15 protein-coding genes and 1 tRNA gene are annotated in these 17,233 nt (G+C 40.0%); 6 read left to right on the forward strand and 10 right to left on the reverse strand.

Annotated features, from left to right (window positions below; genetic code table 11):
• The first annotated feature begins 69 nt into the window (after nt 1-69).
• Entirely contained in the window at nt 70-816 is a 747-nt protein-coding gene (locus DESMER_RS13695) for a MerR family transcriptional regulator (protein ID WP_014903660.1), read from the forward strand.
• A 171-nt stretch (nt 817-987) separates the two neighbouring features.
• Here DESMER_RS13695 and DESMER_RS13700 read toward each other — a convergent pair whose 3' ends face one another.
• From DESMER_RS13700 to DESMER_RS13710, 3 genes are all read right to left on the reverse strand, one after another.
• Nucleotides 988-1,554 (reverse strand): nitroreductase family protein, encoded by a 567-nt coding sequence (locus DESMER_RS13700; RefSeq protein ID WP_014903661.1) that lies wholly within the window; start codon nt 1,552-1,554, stop codon nt 988-990.
• Between the two features lie 332 nt (nt 1,555-1,886).
• Nucleotides 1,887-2,540, reverse strand: coding sequence for a pentapeptide repeat-containing protein (locus DESMER_RS13705; RefSeq protein WP_014903663.1), 654 nt, complete (start codon nt 2,538-2,540; stop codon nt 1,887-1,889).
• Between the two features lie 46 nt (nt 2,541-2,586).
• Complete coding sequence (locus DESMER_RS13710) at nt 2,587-2,994, reverse strand: molybdenum cofactor biosynthesis protein MoaE (RefSeq protein ID WP_014903664.1); 408 nt, start codon at nt 2,992-2,994, stop codon at nt 2,587-2,589.
• Nucleotides 2,995-3,408: 414 nt separating this feature from the next.
• On the opposite strand from DESMER_RS13710, the gene DESMER_RS23070 reads away from it, so the two are divergent.
• Nucleotides 3,409-3,972 (forward strand): DUF5661 family protein, encoded by a 564-nt coding sequence (locus tag DESMER_RS23070; RefSeq protein WP_014903665.1) that lies wholly within the window; start codon nt 3,409-3,411, stop codon nt 3,970-3,972.
• Nucleotides 3,973-4,388: 416 nt separating this feature from the next.
• Here DESMER_RS23070 and mutM read toward each other — a convergent pair whose 3' ends face one another.
• Nucleotides 4,389-5,210 (reverse strand): bifunctional DNA-formamidopyrimidine glycosylase/DNA-(apurinic or apyrimidinic site) lyase, encoded by an 822-nt coding sequence (gene mutM / locus DESMER_RS13720; protein WP_014903666.1) that lies wholly within the window; start codon nt 5,208-5,210, stop codon nt 4,389-4,391.
• A 16-nt stretch (nt 5,211-5,226) separates the two neighbouring features.
• Complete coding sequence (gene polA, locus DESMER_RS13725) at nt 5,227-7,845, reverse strand: DNA polymerase I (protein ID WP_014903667.1); 2,619 nt, start codon at nt 7,843-7,845, stop codon at nt 5,227-5,229.
• A gap of 483 nt (nt 7,846-8,328) precedes the next feature.
• Between polA and DESMER_RS13730 the strand changes: the two genes are divergently transcribed.
• From DESMER_RS13730 to galE, 3 genes are all read left to right on the forward strand, one after another.
• The gene (locus DESMER_RS13730) at nt 8,329-9,255 is read left to right on the forward strand and encodes a DMT family transporter (RefSeq protein ID WP_014903668.1); all 927 of its coding nucleotides are present in this window, start codon (nt 8,329-8,331) and stop codon (nt 9,253-9,255) included.
• A gap of 300 nt (nt 9,256-9,555) precedes the next feature.
• A complete protein-coding gene (locus DESMER_RS13735) occupies nt 9,556-10,221 on the forward strand; it encodes a response regulator transcription factor (RefSeq protein WP_014903669.1) in 666 nt (221 codons plus the stop codon).
• A gap of 498 nt (nt 10,222-10,719) precedes the next feature.
• Nucleotides 10,720-11,712 (forward strand): UDP-glucose 4-epimerase GalE, encoded by a 993-nt coding sequence (gene galE, locus DESMER_RS13745; RefSeq protein ID WP_014903670.1) that lies wholly within the window; start codon nt 10,720-10,722, stop codon nt 11,710-11,712.
• 183 nt (nt 11,713-11,895) lie between these two features.
• Here the strand turns inward: galE and DESMER_RS13750 are convergent, their stop codons facing one another.
• Both DESMER_RS13750 and DESMER_RS13755 read right to left on the reverse strand, forming a co-directional pair.
• Complete coding sequence (locus DESMER_RS13750) at nt 11,896-13,428, reverse strand: sensor histidine kinase (RefSeq protein ID WP_042333771.1); 1,533 nt, start codon at nt 13,426-13,428, stop codon at nt 11,896-11,898.
• A 1-nt stretch (nt 13,429) separates the two neighbouring features.
• Nucleotides 13,430-14,110, reverse strand: a complete 681-nt coding sequence (locus tag DESMER_RS13755; RefSeq protein WP_014903672.1) for a response regulator transcription factor — start codon at nt 14,108-14,110, stop codon at nt 13,430-13,432.
• A gap of 414 nt (nt 14,111-14,524) precedes the next feature.
• Here DESMER_RS13755 and DESMER_RS13760 point away from each other — a divergent pair, with 414 nt between their 5' ends.
• The gene (locus DESMER_RS13760; RefSeq protein WP_014903673.1) at nt 14,525-14,899 is read left to right on the forward strand and encodes a hypothetical protein; all 375 of its coding nucleotides are present in this window, start codon (nt 14,525-14,527) and stop codon (nt 14,897-14,899) included.
• Between the two features lie 299 nt (nt 14,900-15,198).
• Here the strand turns inward: DESMER_RS13760 and DESMER_RS13765 are convergent.
• From DESMER_RS13765 to accD, 3 genes are all read right to left on the reverse strand, one after another.
• Nucleotides 15,199-15,284 (reverse strand) — tRNA-Leu (locus DESMER_RS13765).
• Between the two features lie 60 nt (nt 15,285-15,344).
• Nucleotides 15,345-16,331, reverse strand: coding sequence for an acetyl-CoA carboxylase carboxyltransferase subunit alpha (locus tag DESMER_RS13770; protein WP_014903674.1), 987 nt, complete (start codon nt 16,329-16,331; stop codon nt 15,345-15,347).
• A complete protein-coding gene (accD, locus tag DESMER_RS13775; RefSeq protein ID WP_014903675.1) occupies nt 16,315-17,232 on the reverse strand; it encodes an acetyl-CoA carboxylase, carboxyltransferase subunit beta in 918 nt (305 codons plus the stop codon). Before accD ends, DESMER_RS13770 begins: the two co-directional genes overlap by 17 nt.
• Nucleotide 17,233 lies beyond the last annotated feature (1 nt).

A 17,233-nucleotide genomic window follows, 5' to 3' on the forward strand; every position in this document is an offset into this window, starting at 1 on the left:
ATAAGTTCCTTTAAAGTCCTTGACCTCAACCTAAGGTAAGCCTTTATGATTATTTCGAGGTGAGAAATAATGTTATACACCGTAAAAGAAGTTGCAAATCTAACAGGTGTAACGGTAAAAACACTTTATCATTATCACAAAATAGGTTTATTGAAGCCTTGCAGAATCAGTGATGTAGGGTACCGAATCTACGGAGTCAAAGAATTAGAACGCTTGCAGCAAATTTTATTCTACCGTGAACTTGATTTCTCCCTCAAAGATATTAAAAAGGCGTTAGAGGATGAACCGAGTCGTCAGTTGTGTTTGACAAATCAGTATGAACTGCTTATTGCGCGCAGGCAGCGACTTGACTGTTTGTTAAAAACTCTAGAAGAATCGATTGTCCTTGCCGGAAAAGGAGTAATTATGAACAATCAATCTATGTTCAAAGGGCTTAATCAAAATGAATGGGAAAGTGCTCTATCTGAACAAAATGAGTATCTCAAAGAAAAATATAATTATGATATGATGGCAAAAAAAGAAATTCAAGTCGATGATTTAAACGAAAAAGCCGCCGAGGCTCAACAATTTCTTTTTAACCTCTCTAATGCTTTAAAAAGTGGATGGGCAGTAACAGATGAGAGATTGCATAATCTCATAGAGAATCACCTTAATTTTCTGAATACCCACGGCACAAGTATTGATTCGAAGTCATTTGCAAGTCAAACAAATTTTTTCCTAGAGGATGATTTTCATAGAAATATGCTTGAAACTCTGCAACCTGGACTTTGCTACTATCTGCATATTGCAGCAGACAAATTCTGCTCCATAAAGTAGGTTGAATTTTTTAGTTCATGAAAGTAATATTACTGAAATTCTGAAACCTGAGGTAAGCAATAGTTGCTTACCTCAGGTTTCTAAATTGACACTAACCATCCCGATTATTTTCGATTTCTGTTATTACTTGCTTATGGCCCAAAGGATTTTCTCTATACTCGGAAGTTAACTCTATCTGATATATGTAATTAGATTTGGCTTTCTGTCTTGTACATCGCCGACAATATCATCCTTATAGCCAAAAACCGCCGTATAGTAAGGCTTGTAACCCTCTGGTAATTTAAGTTCATTTCTTAATTCTGTTCCTAAAGGTGAATTAAACGCTAATAGGACGAAGAAAATCCAGCAAGCCCCCACCCCAATTGATTCTGCGGCCAAAAGTAAATTCTGAGTAGCAGCGGCACAATCAGCTTCTAGAGGTACGAAAGCCTTCTCATCGCCAGAAACAATAATTAATGTAGGGGCATGGTACAAGCAATTAAACTCTTTATCATTACCTAATGCCCTTAAGTGTTCAATATCCATTTGCTGAGCACCTTGCTTAGCTGCAAGATTCAGTTTCTCTAGTAATTTCTTGTTTTGAATTACAGTAAAATGCCAGGCTTGATTTCCAGCGTTAGGAGCATACATTCCCGCCTCAAGTATCGCCTGTATTTCCTCATCTTTGATTTGCTCTTCTTTAAAACTTCTTATACTTCTACGCTGCCTAATGACTTTTAAAGTTTCATTAGTAATCATGAAATTACCCCTCCATACCAGTTGTTTTTTTGCGACGCGTCCCAAAACGATAATCGCAGCTTCGACATAATTGGTAAGAATTTCAGGACTTTTAACCCTACTAAGATTTGATCATCCGACGTATAAATAAGCATGACAAATTGTTGTAATTTGCATGATTATACGATAGGAGGTATATAATGGCTATTTCAGGGACTATTTCAGATCTTAAAATACTGGTAGCATTGTATGGTAATGTGACTATAAAAGAAATAATCACATTTAAAGGTTTAAGGAATGTATCTATGGTTGCTTAACGGAATTGATTTAAAGTCTATAAAATAATCTACTTTTCATTTAACAGTCAACCCTAGTAATCTAGAAAGATCAACCGCTTGCATAGCATTCACTATGACACCATTAATATCTGGAATATTTACGCCTATCCCTTCAATATCACAACTTGTAAAATCTATTCCTCTTAGATTTGTGAAGTTCATTTGAGCCTCAACAAGATTAGAATCTTGAAATTCTACGTTAATTAACAATGAATTTTTAAAATCCGCAGAAATCAATTGACATTGTTGGAATACAACTTGCTTACAATTCGAATAACGAAAATAGGCATATTTACTATTACAGTTTATGAATGTTACCTCTCTCAATGTAGCTTCACTTAAATTAATACCCACCATCTTGCAATTTATAAATTCTACTCTGTGCAATATAGCTTTACTAAAATCAATATTTGATAAATCACAATTTTGAAAGCTTACATCTATCAGTTCTAAACGTTTCAAAATAATTTTGTTAAAAATGACTTTGTTTAATTTTACTTTTTTAAAAGTCATGCACTCTGCTTCATGATTTTCTAAATAGCAGTTTGAAATTATTCCATTGGAGACTATCATTTCATTCACTATATTTTCTCCAGATAGCTCTATGATATCTAAATCAAATTCAAATTTGGGTTTTGAAACTTTTGTCTTTATTTTTTTGTCTTCCATAGATTCTTGCCTCTTTTGAAAAAATATTTCAATCGCTAGATGTCTACTATTTTTGTTCGATTTCGGTAACACATTCGCTTTTAATCTTTTCTACCAGGAATTGCAGGGCATCAACTACATGTGGTCTGATATCGCCGCCTATCAGAACATACATTATGTCATCGCCTAATTCGAGCATGCCTTGATTAAGCCAAACCCTAACCTGGAAGATACCGTCCATCTTATAGGTTTCGGCAATCGCAGCATCAACCTTTGCAGCATCATAATCAAACTCCATTCCCCTCACCATAGAACCGTCATCAATTCCTTGGCGTACCTTAGCTTTGGGCGTTTGGCGGACAACGCCATTATGAACTAAAAACATCCCTTCCTGTAAAGCCGCAGGATTTTTTTTTGCTTCTTTGAGCCATTCATCGATTGATGGTGAGGGTTTTTTCATTCTTCCATTAATCATAATCTAATACACTCCTTATTTAAGTAGATACCTATAGAATCAAATCTATAATAGGATAAAGCTATAAAATAAAACTTTTCATTTATGGTTCTTTGTCATTTTTCTTTCGATATCTACATAATCAACCACATTTTAATACACATAATACTCTCTTTCTAAAACATGAACTTTGTCCTACTAGTGCACTCTGACAACCACTAATCCCTAATCCACGCAGTTTTTGCCTTTGGCTTTGCTAAAAGCAGCCAAGAAAGTAATAGACGCACCGACAGCTATTCCAAAATATCCATACTGGATTTACCTTTAGCACGTATTGAGCCCATATAAAGACCACTTTGTTAAATTAATAACGTAACCACACTCAATACAATAACCATTATTCCGCCCATAAATATAATATTATGAGGTGGTTATATGAACGTAATACATGGTCATTACTTTGAAGGTATTAGTGATAGAGTCTTCAATCATCAACATCGATATTCAGGTCTTAGTAGCGAATCGCCTAATAATCCTCTACATGTTCATGAGATATCTGGTTGCAGTACAAAAGATAATGGTCATAGGCACTACTTCAAGCTAATCACAGCTCCAAGCACTGAAATTGCTGGAGGACATTTTCATACTTATCAAGGCTTTACGACTACTGATCAAAGACACTATCATCTACTGTCCGGCGGCACTTTGATTAATAACTTCATGCCGAGTCCTCGTCAAAAATTCACTACCGCTGAAGCCCAGCAAATTGGCGAACAACTTGGAATAGATTGGAGCAAAAACCCATTTAATATAGAACAATTCAGAATAGGTCTAGATGTGGAATTGGAACACGGTAGAAGAGATCAGGCTACTAATGTTACAGAAGATGACCCGATTACAACAGCAAAAATAGCTTTAGCCCATTTAAATGAGTTTCCGGATTATTACACGAGGTTAACTAAACTTGAAAAAGAAGCTAAAGCATTTTGGCAAAGATAAACTTAAACAAGCCTCTTCGAATAGTTTGAAACATTTGTCTTTCAACTAAATAAGAAAAGTATAAATATTTAATTGATTAAATTTCGCCATGTTAATTCATATTCCTTCTTGGCTAAATCTTTATTACAATTTCAGTCTTTAAAACATTTCTAAATTCGAACTCTCAAGCTAAATTTCGTTGTGATATGAATGATCTGCTATTTATATAATCTCTTATCTTGATCCTTTTGTTTTGGTGGAATAAACATACAAAAGGAGCATTGATCACTGCGTTATAGCAGTTACAACAGCTCCTTTTACAGCATCTCTTAGGAGTACTCCATACTATCCTCTATACCCTCATCGGAATGACCAATGTGCAATATCCTCCCCAGGAAATTTTGGTAGATCATATTTCTTCACAAACCCAAATGGGCTTATTTTTGACACTGCGAACAATAAACCGTCGTCCTGCCGGCAAGGCGAACCCGTTCTAATTTCTGCCCGCAAACTTTACATGGTTCCCCTCCCCGGCCATACACTTGTAAAGCCCGTTCGAAGGATCCTTTCTCTCCATTGGCATCGCGATAATCTCGAAAGGATGTCCCTTGAGCATCAATCCCCGCTTGGAGGACGTTTCGGATTGCCTGATGAAGTTCAGCTAGTTCCTCTTCGGTTAGGGAATCCACAGTACGGTTAGGGGAAATCCTTGCTTGAAAAAGGGATTCGTCAACATAGATATTTCCTAAGCCTGCTAAAACATGTTGATCTAACAAGGCGGCTTTTACAGAGACTTTTTTCTTACCAAATCGCTCTTTCAAAACCTGAGGAGTAAATTCCAACTCTAAGGGTTCAGGTCCAAGTTTGCCTAAGGAAGAATCACTGATGCTCCGAGAGGTGGGTATTGCTTGGATACGCCCAAATTTACGAACGTCTGAAAAATGAACTTCCCCCTTGTCTAAACAGAAAACTACATGAGTATGCTTGTCAGGGGGTTGTTTTTCTGTGTAATAGTTTAAACGCCCAGTCATTCTCATATGGGCAATCAGTGTTAGATCATTATCTAATCTAATTAATAGATATTTACCCCGTCGATCTATCCTTTGAATTTGACGATCGGCGACTAGTACTTCAAATGGTTGATCTTCCCAACTGATAACCGCAGATGACCAAACTAATTTAACTTCTTTTATTTTCAAACCATTAACATGCTGGGCTAATGTCCTTCGGATTGTTTCAACCTCGGGAAGTTCGGGCATATTATTTCCTCACCCCTTATATTGAATGAAACGGCTGCATTTCGTACCAGTTAGGGCCAACCTTACATTCCACCGTCATCGGCACGGTTAAAGGATAGGCATTTTCCATTTGTTCCTTTAACATGCGGGCAACATTTTCCAGATCTGCCGGAGCTACTTGAAGCAAGAGCTCATCGTGTACTTGGAGAAGCATAGTTGCTTGAAAAGGTTTCAATCCTTCGGCTACTTTAAGCATAGCTAATTTCATGATATCCGCAGCTGTGCCCTGCACCGGGGTATTCATTGCAATCCGCTCCCCAAACTGACGTTGAACTCGGTTGGAATGCAGAAGCTCAGGAATGCGACGCAAGCGATTTAACAGGGTACGTACTTGTCCGTCTGTTTTGGCCTGGGTCACTACATCCTCCAGATACCGTTTAACTCCACTATAGCGCTTAAAATACTGCTCAATATAAAACTTAGATTCTTTACGCGGGATGCCCAAATCCCTGGAGAGACCGAATTCAGTTAATCCATAGACCAAGCCAAAATTAACCGCCTTTGCACTTCGGCGCATATCCGAAGTTACCTCTTCCAGTGAAATTCCAAACACTTCAGCAGCGGTCCTGGTATGAACATCTTGTCTCAGGGCAAAGGATTCACAGAGTAAAGGGTCTTGGGAATAGTGGGCTAAAATCCTAAGTTCAATTTGAGAATAGTCCGCAGAGAGAAGCACCCACCCTGGTTCAGTAGGATGAAAAACCTTTCGCAGTTGTCTTCCCTGCTCTAATCGAATTGGGATGTTCTGCAAATTGGGTTCCGTGCTCGACAAACGTCCGGTTGTTGTCACAGTTTGCTGAAAGGTGGTATGAATCCGACCTTCCTTGGCCTGAGCGAGTAATCCATTTACATAGGTAGACATTAATTTGTTTAATTGCCGATAGTCAAGAATCTTGGCCACAACAGGATGGGCAATGCGAAGTTCTTCTAAGGTCTCCGCATCTGTAGAATACCCAGTTTTCGTCTTCTTAGCGCTAGGTAGGCCCAACTTTTCAAAAAGAATAGTTCCCAACTGTTTCGTAGAGTTTATGTTAAAGGTTTCCTCAGCTAACGCATAAATATCCTGCTCCAGCTGTTTTAAGGTTAGACTTATTCCGTCCCCAAAGGCTTTTAATGCTTCAGAGTCGATGGCAATTCCGTGCCGTTCCATTTGCGCAAGAACCAAACTTAAGGGTTCTTCGATTTCGTGAAGAAGAGTAGTAAGTCCCAGAGTACTGATATCTTCTTCAAACTTAGGGGCAACTTGAGCTAAGGCTGCAGCTTCCTCGGCAATATTAGCGAATACATCTTGACTGGGAAAATACTCTTTAACTAAATCCAGAGGCGCAAACTTCGGTCGCGAGGATTGAATTAGGTAGGATGCCAGGCTTAGATCTAGGGCTAAACCCTTTAGTTGCACACCTTCGTTAGCAAGTAATAAAGCTACCGTCTTACTGTCTGCCAAGGTTTTAGGAATCTCATCGTTTCCCATTAATTCCAGCCATGCCTGACAAACCTTTTCCGATGCCTCATCACGATCCAGAATAAAGGTCTCCCCTTGGGCAGCTACTCCCCATTCCAGCCATTGTCCCCCTTGTAACCCTGTCCCCTTGTATCGACAAGCTAGGGTAAGAGGTTTCTTTTGGGACTTCCATTCGTCTATCTGAAGGAGCCAGTCCTCTTCTGACATTGCTCGTTCAGGCCAGGTTTCTAACACTGCCTCCGAATTTTCACTAAGAAGCCCTTCATCATTATGGCGCTCATGCCATAAACGCGTTACATTTCTCAGGTCATACTTCTGCAGAACCGGCAGAACTTTAGAGGCCTGTGGACGTCGATAAACAAAATCCTCGCTAGAAAAAGTCAAGGGAACTTCCGTCAGCATTGTAGCCAATTTCTTGCTTAGGATAGCCTGATCGGCATATTCTTTTAAATTACTCTGAACCTTTTTCCCAGATACTCTCTCAACATTCGCTAAAACATTCTCGACAGTTTCAAATTCCCAAAGTAATTTCAGAGCGGTCTTCTCTCCAATTCCTGGGACACCTGGGATATTATCCGAGGTGTCACCCATTAAACCCTTAAGATCAATAATTTGATGGGGCCGCAGTTGATAGCGTTCCCACAGAGCTGTCTCGTCGTATCGTTCAATTTCACTGATTCCCTTTTTAGTCAGAAAAATATTAGTTCTTGGGGATATGAGTTGTAGGGCATCCTTATCCCCTGTATATATTTGGATCTCCATTCCCTGAGCTTCCGCTTGTTTAGTTATAGCGGCAATTAGATCATCCGCTTCGTAGCCCGCCAACTCCAGGAGTGGGACATCCATGTCTGCTAATATCTCCTTGAGATAATCAAATTGTGGGCGTAATCCCTCTGGAGTTTCTTTGCGCTGTGCTTTGTAGCCGGCATACTGTTCAATCCGAACAGTTGCCTTCGTTTTATCGAAAGCAACCACCCAGTAATCCGGGTGCTGCTCTTGTTCTAATTTAAAGAGCATGGTTAAGAAACCATGGAGAACATTGGTTGGTCGCCCATCAGCTGTTGTTAAAGGCGGAAGTGCATAAAAGGCACGATTTGCAAGGCTATTTCCATCTAAGATAAGCATACGCGGCATCCTGAAAACCCCCATTCTTTATCATTTTACTATATCATACGGAATACCTTCTAACAAACTGAGGGAAACAGGACTCCCTTCAACTTATCGAATTAAGTAACCCTTGTTTACGGACTAGTTCCTATTAACAAATCCATATATTAAGAAGTAAAGCTGAGGAAAACGTGGTAAACTTAATGTGTACTTTGAAAGGGAAAACCCAACAACATTAAAAACCTTGAGAGGAAGTGAAATATCCTGGTTTATAGCAGCATAAATGAATAATCTACTAAGGATTACCTTAACGATTTAGTAGATCTCCTCTTTCCGGTATTCTGTGCAAACCATGTGTTGGAGTTGCTTCTAATCTTATTAGGGGTTATGAGCGTTTAGATACAACAAACATACCTTAGTAGTTAAAGTTCTGTAGTGCTGCCACTTTATTTAGTCGGTTAAGTGAATATGCTGGATGGTTTCTTAGCATTTGTGACCAGGAAGATTCTAATGTCCGATAAACAGGTTCGATTACTGATGGTTTTAACAAGTCTACTTTGGTCCGGCGCATTTATAACCGGAAAATTCTCCATTCAGGATTTTCCGCCCTATGCCCTTACTTTCTTTCGCTTCCTTTTTGCCTTACCATTTATCTTCACAATTTTGTATATCAAAGAACCGAAAAACCTTTTCCCTCGCGGCAAACAATGGCCGGCTCTTCTCTTGCTCGGCTTTGTCGGCACTTTCTGCTATCATGTCTTATTTTTCACTTCACTGAGCTATACTACCGCAATTAATTCCTCCCTGATCGGAGCCATCAATCCCATGGTTACTACCCTTTTGGCTGCGATGTTCTTCAGTGAAAGATTGACCTTCTACAGGGTATTAGGGATTTTCCTTTCTTTCAGCGGCGTCTTTCTCTTTATTACCAACGGGGATTGGCAAATAATCTCTCAATTTCAAGTAAATCATGGCGATTTTCTAATGCTGCTTGGAGTATTTTGCTTTTCGACTTATTCCCTACTTAGTCGAAGATACATGAAGCAATATAATATATCCCCTTTCATGATCACAGCTTATACCTTCTTAATATGTGTTATTATCTCTTTTCCCTTTGTTTTATGGGAAAACCCTGCTACTTATTTATCAACAGCCACTGCCAGAGGTTGGCTCTCTATTTTATACATGAGCGTATTTGCTTCAGTATTAGGTTATCTCTTCCAATCTATTGCCATTCAACGTATTGGTGCCTCTAGAACCGCCGTTTTTATTAATCTCGTACCTATCTTTACAATTATCCAGTCAGTGACAATCTTAGGGGAGTCCATTACCCTTATCAAATTAATGTGTGCAGCCATTGTTATCATAGGTGTTTATTTGGCAACACGTCCTGATACAAGAACCAATATTTTAAATTTACCTAATAAAGTTGCTTAATTAAACTTAGATAAGAAAAATCTATGATTAACTGAAACCTTCTCCCAATGTCAGAATCGGCTCCAAATCAAGTTAGTATATAGAAAATAAGCTATACTAGGATAATTTACTGGATTCCGACAGGAATCCGGTTTTTTATTTGATCCAGACATGTGCTTGATTAGCAATCCAACATTCAGCTTACGTTCAGCTAACGGTCAATTTATTTTCAGGAAACTGCTTTATAATTATTTCCAGTTCAACCAACAAGCAATAGACCCTAACTTAATTAAATATGCTGAGGTTTTTCAGGAGGCAATCATGAAGCTGTTGTTTATAGAACATAAAACCAATTCTTCAAAAACACTAAACACCCGCTTAAAAAGAGAAGGTTATGTGGTTGATAGCATTCACGATGGCGAAATCGGATTAGAGTTGGCCTTGCTTGGGTCATATGATCTTATTGTCCTAGATTCGTTTCTTCCAATGATTAATGGCCTAAATTTTATCAAGGAACTTCGAGCCCATGACATAGCTGCGCCCATTTTAGTTCTCCACACTAATAATGATATAAAGTTTATGATTAATTGTTTAGATGCGGGTGCCGATGATTATTTGCTAAAACCTTTTTCTCTTGAAGTTTTCTTAGCAAGACTAAGAGCACTTTCCAGAAGAATAGACAAAGATTATATTGACAATGAGCTGATAGTAGCAGGGTTAGTTTTAAACACCCTAAAGTGTAGGGTAGCGAAAGGAAATAGTGTCATTAAACTAAGTGCCAAGGAAACCCTATTGCTGGAAACTCTCATGCGAAACTACGGAAATGTTGTTACCAAGGAACGTATCTTCGAGAGACTTTGGGGAGCCAATTCTGTGATAGAATTTGCCAATGTAGACCTCTACATATGCTACCTGAGAAAGAAAATCGGCGCTTCAACGATAAAAACAGTACGTAACATAGGGTATTACTTAGAACAAACCAAATGACCAATAAAAAATGCTCAAGCCTTCTCTACTAATCTAACGAAGGTTTGAGCATTTTTGTTAAATTATCACTGGATTATTTCCAGCACATTCGTTCTATGTATATTTCGACTGTGAACCTCCCCCACCTACACTTCGTTAAGAACGAAAACACTGTTTTCGCCGTAGGATGGGGCTTCCGGCAAGCCCAAAATGCATGTCTCAATGGTATCCCGTTTGGAGATGCCTCACGGCGAAGACTTTGGAGAGAATTCACTCGCAAAAGTTGCTTTAATGGGCAAAAAAATACCCCCTATCTATTTAATAGGAGGATCTCTTAAAATATCTCAACACACTTATAAATTTTCCTTTGGGTTCCTAGATTTATTTCCAGATGCTATAATATTGGTAATCTTAAGCATTATTTCCTCAAGAAGTCAATCTAGTATTTAATTAAGGGTCTATACTCAACAATTATACACTTTGTTTATATCCTTCAAGTATAGGAAAAGAGGAGATTTCATGCAATCTATTCTCGTATCCGGTGGGGCGGGCTATATCGGCAGCCTTACCGTCAAAACACTTTTAGAGCAGGGTTACAAACCCGTTGTTCTCGATAATCTTGTGACCGGGCATAGGCAATCCGTTATAGGTGATGTTCCCTTTTTTTCGGGAGACATTGCGGATCCACATCTTGTTCAAAAGATTGTCGAACAAGAACAGATCAGTGCCGTAATTCATTTTGCCGCGAGGAGCTTGGTCGGGGAATCCGCGGAAAAACCTGATCTTTATTTCGAGGAAAATACTGCGAAGACTAACCGTTTTGTAAGTACGCTCCTTAAGTCAGGGGTAAAGCGCTTAATCTTCTCCTCCACGGCAGCAACTTATGGTATTCCCGAAGAAATACCCATTCCCGAAAGTGCACCTACAATTCCCATCAACCCCTATGGCCAGTCTAAACTTATGATTGAGCAATCCTTTTCTTGGCTTGAGAAAGCCTATGACCTCCAATGGATTGCTCTGCGCTATTTCAATGCTGCCGGAGCAGCACTTGATGGTTCTTTAGGTGAGGATCATCTTCCTGAAACACACCTTATTCCTCTGATTTTAAAGACAGCATTAGGGCAACGAAAAGAAATACATATCTTTGGTACGGACTATTCCACTCCCGATGGTACGTGCATTCGCGACTATATTCATGTTCTGGATTTGGCGAAGGCACATGTTTTAGCATTGGAAGCTCTGGGAAAGGGGATTGAAAGCGGAGTTTATAATGTTGGAACTGGTTCTGGCTTTAGTGTTAGAGAGGTCATCGAAACGGCCCGCCAAGTCACGGGGCGAAGAATTCCTCTGGTTGAATCTCCACGTCGGCCAGGTGATCCGGATAGACTTGTAGCGAAAGTGGAAAAGATTAAAGAACTTTTGGGATGGAGTCCACAGCATAGTACTTTAGAACAAATCATTGAGAGCGCTTGGGCTTGGCACCTGAGCCATCCCAACGGGTATGACCAATAAGCAGCTTATTTTACTTCTCATTGTATCCAGCTAAAAAGTTCCCTTAAATAACTACAGGAAGCTATTCTTAAGCTTCCTGTGGTTATTTTCATGGAAATCTTTTGATAGTCCCCTTAATTATTGTTCACAAAGTGTTTTTGCATTCATAACAAAAAAGGAGCAAACCTTTAATCAAAAACCGAGTTATTCTTCACAAGACTGGGGGAGCCATACATAAAACACAGTTCCCTCTTCTGCCAAACTTTCTACTCCAATGGTTCCGCAATGATGCTCTACAAGAGATTTTGTTATGGCCAGACCTAATCCCGCTCCCCCATATTTTCGAGTTCTGGATGAATCACTCCGATAAAAACGATCAAATAATTTTGGCAGATGTTCTGCCGGAATACCTGAACCATTATCTCTAACCGTCAACTCCACACCAGCTGAAACCTTCTCCAAAGCGATCTGGATATCCCCTTTTTCAGGATCAGTATGCTGCACCGCGTTATGAAAAAGATTCAAAATGACTTGTTTCATCTTGTCCTCATCGAAGCAACATTTTAAATGAGAAGCAAGCTTCAAAGTGACTTTTCGATTCCCAGCTAATAATCTTAACTGAGGTGCCATTCCTTTAATGATCTCGTCAAGTTCCCCTTCCGCTAACTGGATATTTGGTGAGCGATCTAGCTTCGCTAGAAGAAGCAGATCCTGAACTAACTTTTTCATCCGTTCGGATTCAGTATACATGCTAGTTAACGATCTGTGCAATTTATCAGGTTGATTCATAGCACCTCGAAGCAAAACCTCTAAAAACCCATGAATTGACGTCAAAGGCGTGCGTAGCTCATGAGATGCATCAGCAACAAAGCGCCGCATTTGTTCTTTCGCCTCTTTTTCCGCGTCAAAAGACGTTTCCAGCCTTTCAAGCATACCATTAAACGAATCGGCCAAGCGGTCAATTTCTACTTGCCCTTGGTCAACCGGTAACCGTTCAGCCAGATTCCCGGCATCGATTTGTTCCACAGTATCGACCATTTTAGACAATGGAACCAAGGTTTTTCTTAAAACAGGGATGAAGGCTAACATACCTCCGATCAAAGCAAGAAAAGAAATCAGTAAAAATGTCAGCAATTGCCGAGTCAAAATATCCCTTAAAGGTTTAGTATTTATACTTACCTGAACAACTCCAACCAATTGATCCCTCGATCTGATTGGCTGAAGAACAATCAATTTCTCATGTCCTGAAGCTTGATCAATAACCTTATAGTTTAGGTTGGGTTTTGAACGTGTGGCATTTTCATAATCCTTTTCGTCAAGTTTTGTAGGGAGTACACCATCAGCCGAAGAATCTGAGAACACTGAAAAGTTTCCCTTCAGATCATAGAAAGCAATCGTAGAGTCCTGCAGGAAGAAAAAAGGCGCCTTATTACGACCATTACCGGGAGGTTTATCACCGAATTCTTCTCCGGCTTTAATATCCGGGATTATCTCGGGTAGTTCATTGACATAGTCCCCCGCTAACCTTTCCCAAACATCCGGATGAATGGCTAATACCTGGTTTTGGACACTGATTACTTTATTTTGATAGATAAATTCTTGCATAAAGATATATTGAAAAAATCCTATGATCCCCAATAATCCAGCCATAAGCAATAGCGAACGGGATAAAAGTTGAAAACGAAGGGAGTTGGTTTTAGGTATAGTTCGAGTTATTTTTTTGATTAGGGCTTTCATTTTAGAGATCAACCCGATATCCAGCCCCGCGCAAGGTTCGAATTAGACGATGCTCTTTATCGTTTAATTTTTCCCGCAAAGACCTAATATACACCTCTACAATATTTTCATCCCCTCCGAAATCATAGCCCCACACCTTGTCCAAGATCTTCGCTTTGCTTAAGACTAAACCGTGATTCAGTACTAGGAATTTCAGCAGCTCATACTCCGTGGTCGAGAGTTCGAGAACTCTTTGCTCGTACAGGATTTCTTTACGCCTATCGTCAATCCGGAAGGCACCTAACTCAACCTCACCCAGGAGATTAGGGAATTGATTTCGAATTCTAGCCTGAATGCGGGCCAGCAATTCCTCAAAGCTAAAGGGTTTCATCATATAGTCATCAGCCCCAAGGGTCAGTCCTTTTACTCGGTCATCCACTTCATCCTTAGCAGTCAACATGATAATGGCCACATTTTCTGTCTTTTTTAGCATTCGACATACTTCAAAGCCATCCATACCGGGCATCATTACATCAAGAATAATAATATGAGGCTGGAATTGCTTGGCAAGTGTTACAGCTGCCATACCATCTTGAGCTGTTTGAACCTCAAATCCCTCCTCTTGAAGCCCCATCTCCAGAAACTGCAAAATGTTTGGTTCATCATCGACCAATAGTAGTTTGATGCCCTTTAATTTCTTCATGCTAGTAAGCTCCTTTACAACAGGCAAAGATCATTAATAATTTTACGCAAAACAGAAAGTATGACTTGATGGGCTTAAGCCTAATTATGTAATAAGAGGTTGAATCCTACCTGAGGGAAAGCTGAAAGTTTCCTGAATCCTGCCGACATTTCTACTTAAGTTAATAATGGTAATTCTCGTTACCAGAATAGTATAATCTACTTAACTAGAATAGCAAACTCACTCTTAATCCAACTTGGAATCCGGAATTTTGTTAGGTAAGCGGGGATTGACAGATTGATTAATCCATCCCTAATCCCTAATGTATTTTTAGTTCATCCAATCTTAAGCAAGAACTTTCGCAATAAACTATTAAGTTCATTTTTGATACTTTGTCGTTGTATAATAAGCGTAAAATTATTCGAGGTGTTAAAAATGTGCATAGAGTCTGACGATAAAGCAAAGATGATTAAAACATGTCAAGCTATCTTAGAATCTTGTGACAAACCTTTTGTCTGGGAAGAAGAAGGTACTTACAAATATGGAAATTACAAAAAACCTTTTAATCTTGTTCTTCCACATCAAACAATAGATCTCGAACTACATAATTTATTAGAAAAATTCTCAGGCTCCAGCTATTTGTACGATCAGATTAATGCGACGTGTAATCTTGATGAGGAATGGGTTGAATCTGGAACTTACGGCTTAGATAGAGACTTTAGCTGTGTTTTTAGAAAATATTCCTTAAAACCAGAATATGTTGAGCACGTAAAAACCTATTTTAGTGAACGACTTAGGGAATTGCAGTAATGAAAAAGGTTCATGATTGACCATAGATTTGAACAACCTTACTCGGATAGGCTATGTGTTCGAGCCCTCACTGTTGACAAAATAATGGCAAGACCGTAAAGGCGTGGCACTTTACGGTCTTGCCATTATTTTGTTATAAATACCCAGGCCCTACTCAAATCGATTCCGAAGTTAAGCAAAAACCAGCGGTGCTCTCCAGCCGTGATGTCGAGTTAAGCTTATTATCTCTGCAATATTTTTTCGTACAATCTTGGTTCCAAACTAAAAACAAAAAAGGCCCGAAGGCCTTGAATTTACTGTGGTGGGCGAGGGGGGACTTGAACCCCCACATACTCACATATATCGGATTTTGAGACCGACGCGTCTGCCATTCCGCCACTCGCCCGTTATGGAATTCGTCTCACAAATCGTGACGACTTAGATATAATAACACTAAACAAGAGACTTAGTCAAGCTTTTTTGTTAAATTTATCTCAGCAGATTCGCGAAACATTCCAATCTTCCTTAACTTCTGATAGCGTGTTTCACGAATTGCTTCCGGACTTTCTGAACGTAGTCTAACCAGATACTTGGAAATTACCTGTGACAATTCGTCAGCTGTTTGTTGAAGGTTATTATGGGCTCCCCCTTGAGGCTCCCGAACTAATTCATCAGCAACTCCTAATCTTAACAGATCCTTAGCAGTAAATTTCAAAGCAGCAGCAGCTTCCTTGGCCTTCGTTGTATCTTTCCAGAGTATCGAGGCACAGCTTTCCGGAGCGATAACAGAATAAAAGGAGTTCTCAAGCATTAAAAGCACATTGCAAACTCCCAGAGCGAGTGCTCCGCCACTTCCACCTTCACCAATAACCGTACTGATCACTGGCACACGATACCCAGACATTGCCAGCAAGCATCGGGCAATAGCTTCTCCCTGCCCACGTTCCTCAGCACCCAAATCACAGGCAGCTCCAGGTGTATCTATAAAGGTTAAAATTGGGCGCCCAAACTTTTCGGCTTGATCCATCAGACGTATCGCTTTGCGATACCCCTCAGGATGTGGCATCCCGAAATTACGCTTAATATTTTCCTTGGTATCCTTACCCTTCACTTGAGCAACCACTGTCACAGGAACCCCATGAAAAAGTGCAATACCCCCCGCAATTGAATGATCATCAGCAAACAGACGATCCCCTTTAAGCTCTATGAAATCTTCAAACAGCAAGGGGGCATAGTCATAGAAATTCGGCCGCTCGGAATGTCTGGCTATTTGCACTTTTTGCCAAGGCTCCAGGTTCCCGTAGATTTCCTTCTTTAATAAAAGAACTCTTTTCTCTAGGGTGTCCACTTCCTGGGAAAGGTCAATTCCCTTATCCGCAGAAAACTTCTGGAGCTCAGAAATTCTATGTTCTAATTCCGCTATAGGTTTTTCAAATTCAAATAGTTGAGCCATATTGAGCCCCTTCCTGATGGTATCGCAGTAAACGTGCTAACTCCGGACGCATCTGAGTGCGGGCCACGATAAGATCAATTAAACCATGTTCCTGGTTAAACTCGGCGGTCTGCGCCCCGGTCGGGAGCTCCTGCCTCATCGTTTGTTTGATGATACGTGGTCCTGTAAATCCAATCAAAGCATTAGGTTCGGAAATAATTATATCTCCCAATGAAGCATAGCTGGCTGTCACTCCACCAAAGGTAGGATCCGTAAGAACGGAAATATATAACAAATGGTTCTCCGCTAACTTTCCTAAAGCTGCACTCGTCTTGGCCATCTGATACAGAGAAAGAATTCCTTCTTGCATCCGAGCACCACCTGACGTAGAAAAAATAACCACCGGCAATCTCAATTCAATGGCGCGTTCAATAGCCCGGGCAATTTTTTCTCCAACGACAGAACCCATGCTGCCCATCATAAAACCCGCTTCATTAATAGCCACGACAAAGGGAATACCCTCAATCCGAGCACGCCCGGTAACTACTCCTTCTAAGACACCGGATTTTTCCTGTGCCTCTAAAAGCTTTTCTTTATATCCGGGAAACTCTAATGAATCCAAGGGGTTTAATTCAGAATCCCACTCTTCAAAGCTATTTTCATCGACTAATAATGCAAGACGCCCTTGAGCAGAAATTCTAAAATGGTGTTCGCAGGTCGTGCAAACTCGTCCATTTTCATCTAGATTCTTATTGAAGAGAACTTCCCCACACTTTGGGCATTTAACCCAAAGGCCATCAGGAAGTTCTTTCTTACTAACAATTGCCGCCTCTTCCTGCCGAGGTGCCTCAGAACTTCGATTTTGCTTCTGATTAGAATTGATAGTAACATACTTTGTCTTCCTGAATATATCTTTAAACATA

It is taken from the genome of Desulfosporosinus meridiei DSM 13257 (assembly GCF_000231385.2).
GTDB classification, from domain to species: Bacteria; Bacillota; Desulfitobacteriia; order Desulfitobacteriales; family Desulfitobacteriaceae; genus Desulfosporosinus; species Desulfosporosinus meridiei.